This is a genomic window from Gemella sp. 27098_8_92, from assembly GCF_041433685.1.
Classification (GTDB): Bacteria; Bacillota; Bacilli; order Staphylococcales; family Gemellaceae; genus Gemella.
This window is the reverse complement of sequence record NZ_JAPWBZ010000008.1, coordinates 59,725-67,171: the sequence shown is the minus strand read 5'-3', so window position 1 is coordinate 67,171 and position 7,447 is coordinate 59,725. Positions and strand designations below refer to the sequence as shown.

The following is a 7,447-nucleotide window of genomic DNA, read 5'->3' as shown; positions in this document are numbered from 1 at the left end:
TTTGTTAGCTTGATTAGCTCTTTAAAAAGTTTTATAGTTTCTTTTCAAAACTGTCCTTTTTGGAATTAACGTTGACTTAATTCGTTTAGTTTTCAATGTTCAAGTTTGTTGCGTTAGCAACTTTTATATCTTATCATTTTTATTTTTATTTGTCAATAGTTTTTTTAAACTTTTTTATAACTTCTTTTAAAAATGACTTCGTCTCTTTGAGACTGGTTTTATTCTATCATCTACTTTCCCCTTTGTCAAGGTGGTTTCTTCTTTTTTCTTAACATTTACTTTATTAAAATTATCAATTGTTCGATTTTTAAATACTAATTTTTGAATTTTTTTAATTAACCTATAAAAATATAAAGTAAAAAAGTAGGCAAAATGCTATTCTATCCTACCTACTTTTTTCTATAAACTTTTTACTATTATTTTCTTAATAATGAAATATTTAGTTCTAATAATTGCTCTAAGTCCACTGGCGATGGAGCTTGAGTCATTGGATCTGCAGCTGCTGCTGTTTTAGGGAACGCAATAGTATCTCGTAAATTATCACGACCCGCAAGTAACATTACAAATCTATCTAATCCTAATGCACACCCTCCATGTGGTGGAACTCCATATTCAAAGGCATCTAATAAGAAACCAAATTGAGATTTCGCTTCTTCTTCACTAAATCCTAACGCTTTAAACATTGATGATTGAACGTCTTTATCGTAAATACGGATACTTCCTCCCCCAAGTTCATAGCCATTTAAGACTATATCATATGCTTGTGCATAAGCTTTTTCTGGAGCAGCTTCTAATAATTCCACATCTTCTATTTTCGGCATTGTAAATGGATGATGAGCCGCACTGTATTTTCCACGTTCTTCATCATATTCTAATAAAGGCCAATTCACAACCCATAGGTAATTATATTTATCTTTATCAATTAAATCTAAATCTGCTGCAAGTTTTTGACGTAATGCCCCTAAAGATGCATAGCATACTTTTTTACTATCCGCTGCAAATAAAATAATATCTCCTACCTCAGCATCAACACGTGCGACTAATTCTTGAGCAACTTCGTCAGTAAAGAATTTTGCAATCGCTCCATTTAATCCTTCTTCTGTTACTTTTACCCAAGCTAATCCTTTAGCTCCATAGTTAGCTACATATTTACCTAATGCATCTATATCTTTCCTTGAATACTGTTCAGCACACCCTTTTGCAACAATACACTTAACAGCTCCACCTTGTTCTACTGCATTAGAGAATACTTTAAAATCTAGGTTTTTAACTAAATCACTAACATCTTTTAATTCCATTCCAAAACGAGTATCTGGTTTGTCACTACCGAATCTTTCCATAGCTTCCTCGTAGTCTAATCTTGGGAATGGTGTTACAACATCAATTCCTTTTACTTCTTTCATAACATGCGCAATAAGACCCTCAATCATAGTAAGAATTTCTTCTTGCGACATAAAACTCATTTCCATATCAATTTGAGTAAAGTCTGGTTGTCTATCAGCGCGCAAATCTTCATCACGGAAACAACGAGCAACTTGATAGTATCTGTCAAATCCTGCTACCATTAATAATTGTTTAAATAATTGCGGCGATTGTGGTAAAGCATAAAATTCGCCTGGATGAACCCTACTTGGAACAAGATAATCACGCGCTCCTTCTGGAGTAGATTTTGTTAAAATAGGTGTTTCTACATCAACAAACATATTGTTATCTAAATAGTCTCTTGTTGCTTTAGTAATTTTTGAACGTAAGTGTAATACTTCAGCAAGTTCCGTTCTTCTTAAATCTAAGTAACGATATTTTAGACGTAACTCTTCACTAGATAATGAAGCATCGTCTAATACAAATGGTAGAGTTTTTGCTTTTGATAATATTTCTAATTTATCTGCAATAATTTCTACTTTACCAGTTGCAATTTTATCATTTACTGTATTTTCATTTCTTAATACAACTTCTCCTTCAATAGAAATAACAAATTCATTTCTTAGTGTAGAAGCAAGTTCATGTAATTCATTATTTTTTTCACCAGAAAAGACACATTGTACTACACCCATTCTATCTCTTACATCTATAAAAATTAAATTACCTAGGTCACGTCTTTTACTTATCCAACCTTTTACTACTACTTTCTTTCCAACATATTTTTCATCAATACGTCCTGCATATTCTGTTCTTCCGTATGCACTCATTACTTTTCTCCTTTCAACTTTTCTTCTAAATATTTTATAATATTTTCGCTTTTCACAGTTTCTTGATTAAATGTTTCCATATCTTTTACAACATATTCATCATTTTCTAATTCACTTTCTCCTATTATTATAGAAAGTTTCGCTTTATAACGATCAGCAATCTTCATCTGTGCTTTCATTTTCTTATCGAAATAATCATTTTGAGCTTTGTATCCTGCTAAACGCAAATCATTCGTAAGTTTTACCGCTGCATCTCCAGCTTTTTCCCCCATTGACACAACAAATAAATCAATTGTATCATCGATAGGAAGTGTGATGTTCTCACTCTCTAACGCAAGCAATAATCTTTCTATACTTAAAGCAAACCCGATACCTTTTTTATCTTCCGGTCCTTCTAGTAATTTTACTAAACCATTATATCGACCACCACCGCAAAGAGTTTTTAATTCTACTTCTGGGTTATCTATCATAATCTCAAATGCCGTATGAGTATAGTAATCCAGACCACGAACTAAATTATGATCTATTTCGTACTTAACACCTAGCGCATCTAAATGTCTAAGTACTTCTGCAAAATACGCTTTTGATTCTTCTCCTAAATACTCTAATAATCTTGGTGCTGTTTTTATAAGTTCATGCTCAGCATCCACTTTACAATCCAATATTCTCATTGGATTTTTATAAAGACGATTGTTACAATCTTCATCGAACTCATGGATTCTAGGCTCAAAATGTTTAATCAATGCTTCATTATATGCTCTACGCTCTTCTGGATTCCCAAGCGAATTAATACTCACTTTAATATTTTCAATTCCAAACATTTTATATATGTTATACGCTAAACTAATAACCTCTGCATCAATTTTTGGGCTTTCATCACCAATAACTTCAACTCCATATTGAACGAATTGACGGTAGCGCCCTTTTTGTTTTCTTTCATATCTAAACATCGGTCCTACATAGTATAACTTCTGTGGTTGAATTATTTGTGCAAAAAGCTTATTTTCTATATAAGAACGAACTGTTCCCGCTGTTCCTTCTGGTCTCAAAGTTAAAGATCGATCACTTTTATCCATAAAAGTATACATTTCTTTTTGGACTATATCTGTTGTATCCCCAACACCTCTACTAAAAAGCTCAGTAGACTCAAACATAGGTGTTCTTATTTCTTCATAACAAAAATCACTACTTATTTTTCTTAATTTTTCTTCAATATATTGCCATTTTCTACTTTCCTCAGGCAAAATATCTTGAGTTCCTCTAGGCATTGATATTACCATATTAAAGCTCCTCTCATTACTTAATTACTTGTTCTATTAATGTACTCTAATATAAAAATCGCCCCTTATAGTCATTTGACTACATGGGACGATTGCTAATTTCGTGGTGCCACCCTAATTTATATCAGAATACTGATATCTCATTAAAATCTTTTAAGTTTTGCAAAAAGTGTTTCTTTATCTCAATCATTTATATTTAATCTTTCAGCCAAAGGATTAAACTCTCTATAAATAAAAACATGAAATAATATCTTTTTACTTTATAATTGTCACAGTTTATTTAAATATATTATACCAAACTTACTATATTGTCAAGATATTACTAGATATTTTGTATACTATTATTTTTAAATTTTAAAAGTGAAAACCCTCTATCTTGATTTTTATTATTAAACAGTATAAAATAAGGAATACATAGACAGAAGAAAGGAGCCTCAATATTATTGAAAAAATTTATTTCTTATTTAATACCAATTTTATCAATATTTTTACTAGTAGGCGGAACATATTTCTACATTAATTATGGAAGCAAAAATATTAAAGAGGAGCACTCTAAGTATCTGGCATTAATAAATGACAATCATGATTTTGCTACTGGATTAAAGGGACTAGAATCTCTTACTACAGAAAAAGCAAAAGAAACTTTAAAATATATCGATCAAGAAGTGGAAATTGCAAGTAATTTGAAAAACATTGATAATCAATTAAAAAACTCTGATGTTGATTTTGCTAAAGAATTACTTGATAAAGTAAAAAAATTAGATACTAACAAGGTTTTTGATAAAGCTATTTCATACTTTAACACTAATATAGAAAACTATAATAAAGCTATGGATGAAATTGAAGAATTAGATGAAACAACTAATAATTTAAACAAGCAAATAGAAAAAATCGTCAATAAATACCATTTTGATTATAACAATCTTCGCAACGCTTTACTTGACCTAAATAATGAAAATAAAGCTGCACACACTCGCGATGGAAAAAAGAAGAATACGAACGCAAAAAATAAAGAAAGATCTAGCAACAAAAAAACTTCTTCAAAACCTAATACCCAAATCCATCCACGTATTGCGGGACAACAAGCGCCAGAAACATACAATACTATTAGGTATACTCAAGAGGGTAGTACAAGCAGAAATATTATAGAAAACGAACTTAAAGGTGATATTGCGAATTTTACTAATGAGCAAATAGATGAAGCTATCGCAAGATATAACGCAAAAAATAATGGTTAGCAGTTTGCTAACCATTATTTTTATTTTTCTACAGCCATTACTTCTATTTCTATATTACCATTTAGAGGTAGTGCAGCTACTTGGAAAGCTGACCTTGCAGGTAATACATCATTAAATTGTTCAGCGTATATTTTGTTAACTTCTACAAAGTCCGCAATATCTTTTAGTAAGACTAGTGTCTTCACAACATGATTCATTGAACTTCCGGCTTCTTCCAATATAGCCTGAATATTTTTAAACACTTGTTTAGCTTCTTCTAAAACACCACCATCTACCAATTTCCCAGTTTCCGGATTAATACCTAGCTGTCCCGAACAAAAAATAAGATTTCCTATTTTGTTAGCTTGAACATATGGTCCTATAGCTTTAGGAGCTTTTTCTGTATTTACTTTCTTAACTTCCATTTAAAATTCTCCTTTATTATTATTGATAACTTATATTATAAGGTCTAAAATTATTTTACCCAAATAGAGTGAGCCATATCAATATACAGCTCACCCTTAAAATTTTCCTATATTAGAATAACAACCAAAGATTAGCTCTCATATTTTTATAAGATACTAGTACTTTATTTATTCTCCTTCAGTTTCTGCAATAGCTTTAGCTTCTTCTTCTAATTTATCTATATGCATAAATTTATTCAAGTATCCTTTAAGTAAAATTAACACTACTCCTAAAACTATTACAACTCCACCAATGTATGTGAACACTTGTGTATAATTCAATCTAACTGTTAGTTTTGCAAGATATCCTGAAATAATATTCGCTAATGAGAATGTTAAATACCAAATACCCATTGCTAATGATGCGTATTTAGCTGGAGCAAGTTTATTAAACATCGCCATTCCGATTGGAGATAGGAATAATTCCCCTACCGTTAATAATACATAAGTAAGTAAAATATAAAATATATTAATTTTTAGTCCACTTTCCACATTACCATTTATTGTATTTAATCCAAAAACAATAACTACGAAGGCCAAACCAGAAATAATCATTCCTAGTCCCATTTTAGTACCTGTATCCCAGTCACCACGTTTTGTCTTACTAAGTTTTACCCATAGTGCACCAAATGTTGGAGCTAATATAACACATAGTAAACCGTTGAATGATACTAACCATGGGGTTGGAATTGTCCACCCAAAAATTGTTCTATCTACTGCTTTTTGAGTAAGAATAGCAAACGATGTTTGTGTTTGGAACCAAGCTGACCAGAATAGAGTAGAGAATATGAACATAACAGCCATAGCTTTCATTCTATCTTTATCTATTTGAGTTAGTGGGTGGTTAACAGATTTTTTAGCAGTTTTACTTGCTGTTGGATGTTTACCTTTATCCTTTATCCAAGTAGGCGCAAATACTGCAAATACGACAAATTGTAGGAATGCAAGAGCTGCTGCTACTAAGAAACCAACACGATATCCATAAGAAATAATTTTCCCATCACTAGCCACTTTGGCAAACCAACTATCTGTAACTAAACCAAAAATAATTGGACCAAATAGGCTACCAATATTAATTGCCATATAATAAATACTGTACGCTGCATCCTTCATAGTTACTTGGTCACGTTCATAAAGTGCACCAACCATAGCACTAATATTCCCTTTACCAATACCTGCTGCAAAAAGTAATAAGGCTAAACTAGCAATAACAGTCCACAATGCTCCAGTCGAAAAATACAGAGCTATATACCCAAAACAGCTGAACAATGTTCCTAATATAATAGATTTTTGAAGACCTAAATATTTATCTGCTAGCCATCCTCCAAGAAGAGCAACCATGTACCCAGCCGCACCATAATATCCATACAGGGTCACGGCAAATCCTTTTTCAAGACCTAATCCACCTTCTGCTGTTCCCGTTGTAAAGAACAAAATTAGAAATCCTATGATTCCATAAGCATATAAATTTTGTATAACAGTAGTGATATTTACTAAGTGAAGTCCTTTAGGATGCCTCATCTTTTCCATTTTTTCCATACTATTATCCTCCTTAAATTATTTATTATGTTTACGCTTTCATTATATACTATCTCTTTTTAAAAATCAATCTGTTTTAAAATATCTTAATCTACAAGAATAAATTTCCTAAATATATTTTACTATTTATTTCATATTAATACCATTTAATAAGAATACCTAGTAACAACTATATTTTTATTTAATATGTTTTTAAATTATAAAAAGAAACCCTATTTAATTAATAGGGTTTCTCACTATTTATAACTACTAAAATTAAAGAACAACTACATTAGCTGCTTGTGGACCACGCGCCCCATCTTCAACTTCAAATTCAACTTTATCGCCTTCTTTTAAAGTTTTAAAACCTTCTTTTTGAATGCTAGAAAAATGAACAAACACGTCTTTTTCTCCTTCTACTGCGATAAATCCAAATCCTTTTTCCTCGTTAAACCATTTTACTGTACCTTGTTTCATAAGTTACAATCTCCTTTTATTTTAAATTATTATCAATAATCAATCGTATTCTTGCTAGAAAGATAATAAATAAAATAAATGGGTTTATATCATTATTCACTTAAAAAACTTAAAATCTGTATTACAATTATTACTATATCTTTTATTGACTTTAGTAATTATAACCTATATTTTAAGTATACGCAAATGAAAAGATTTTCTTCTATATTGAAACAGTAAATATGTTTACAAAATTTTAGCACTGTAATCATTATATTAAGTAATGATTATTTTTATTATTTCATCATAAACTATCTTTAGAA

6 protein-coding genes are annotated in these 7,447 nt (G+C 30.6%); 1 reads left to right on the top strand and 5 read right to left on the bottom strand.

What is annotated here, in order from left to right; all coding sequences use genetic code 11:
* Positions 1-416 precede the first annotated feature (416 nt).
* Both aspS and hisS read right to left on the bottom strand, forming a co-directional pair.
* Positions 417-2,189, bottom strand: coding sequence for an aspartate--tRNA ligase (gene aspS, locus O3802_RS06695; RefSeq protein WP_371458838.1), 1,773 nt, complete (start codon positions 2,187-2,189; stop codon positions 417-419).
* The gene (gene hisS, locus O3802_RS06690) at positions 2,189-3,469 is read right to left on the bottom strand and encodes a histidine--tRNA ligase (protein WP_371458837.1); all 1,281 of its coding nucleotides are present in this window, start codon (positions 3,467-3,469) and stop codon (positions 2,189-2,191) included. Before hisS ends, aspS begins: the two co-directional genes overlap by 1 nt.
* 443 nt (positions 3,470-3,912) lie before the next feature.
* On the opposite strand from hisS, the gene O3802_RS06685 reads away from it, so the two are divergent.
* Positions 3,913-4,707, top strand: a complete 795-nt coding sequence (locus tag O3802_RS06685) for a hypothetical protein (RefSeq protein WP_371458836.1) — start codon at positions 3,913-3,915, stop codon at positions 4,705-4,707.
* Positions 4,708-4,727: 20 nt separating this feature from the next.
* Here the strand turns inward: O3802_RS06685 and O3802_RS06680 are convergent, their stop codons facing one another.
* From O3802_RS06680 to O3802_RS06670, 3 genes are all read right to left on the bottom strand, one after another.
* On the bottom strand, positions 4,728-5,111 hold the full coding sequence (locus tag O3802_RS06680; RefSeq protein WP_371458835.1) for a RidA family protein: 384 nt from the start codon (positions 5,109-5,111) through the stop codon (positions 4,728-4,730).
* A 168-nt stretch (positions 5,112-5,279) separates the two neighbouring features.
* Positions 5,280-6,689: a peptide MFS transporter gene (locus tag O3802_RS06675; RefSeq protein ID WP_371458834.1), complete on the bottom strand. Its 1,410-nt coding sequence runs from the start codon at positions 6,687-6,689 to the stop codon at positions 5,280-5,282.
* Between the two features lie 255 nt (positions 6,690-6,944).
* Entirely contained in the window at positions 6,945-7,145 is a 201-nt protein-coding gene (locus O3802_RS06670) for a cold-shock protein (protein ID WP_281665746.1), read from the bottom strand.
* Positions 7,146-7,447: the final 302 nt, after the last annotated feature.

What these genes read in the sequence shown, in the direction of transcription:
- aspS (WP_371458838.1), bottom strand. Translation starts at nt 2,189, where the DNA reads ATGAGTGCATACGGAAGAACAGAATATGCAGGACGTATTGATGAAAAA.
- hisS (WP_371458837.1), bottom strand. Translation starts at nt 3,469, where the DNA reads ATGGTAATATCAATGCCTAGAGGAACTCAAGATATTTTGCCTGAGGAA.
- O3802_RS06680 (WP_371458835.1), bottom strand. Translation starts at nt 5,111, where the DNA reads ATGGAAGTTAAGAAAGTAAATACAGAAAAAGCTCCTAAAGCTATAGGA.
- O3802_RS06675 (WP_371458834.1), bottom strand. Translation starts at nt 6,689, where the DNA reads ATGGAAAAAATGGAAAAGATGAGGCATCCTAAAGGACTTCACTTAGTA.
- O3802_RS06670 (WP_281665746.1), bottom strand. Translation starts at nt 7,145, where the DNA reads ATGAAACAAGGTACAGTAAAATGGTTTAACGAGGAAAAAGGATTTGGA.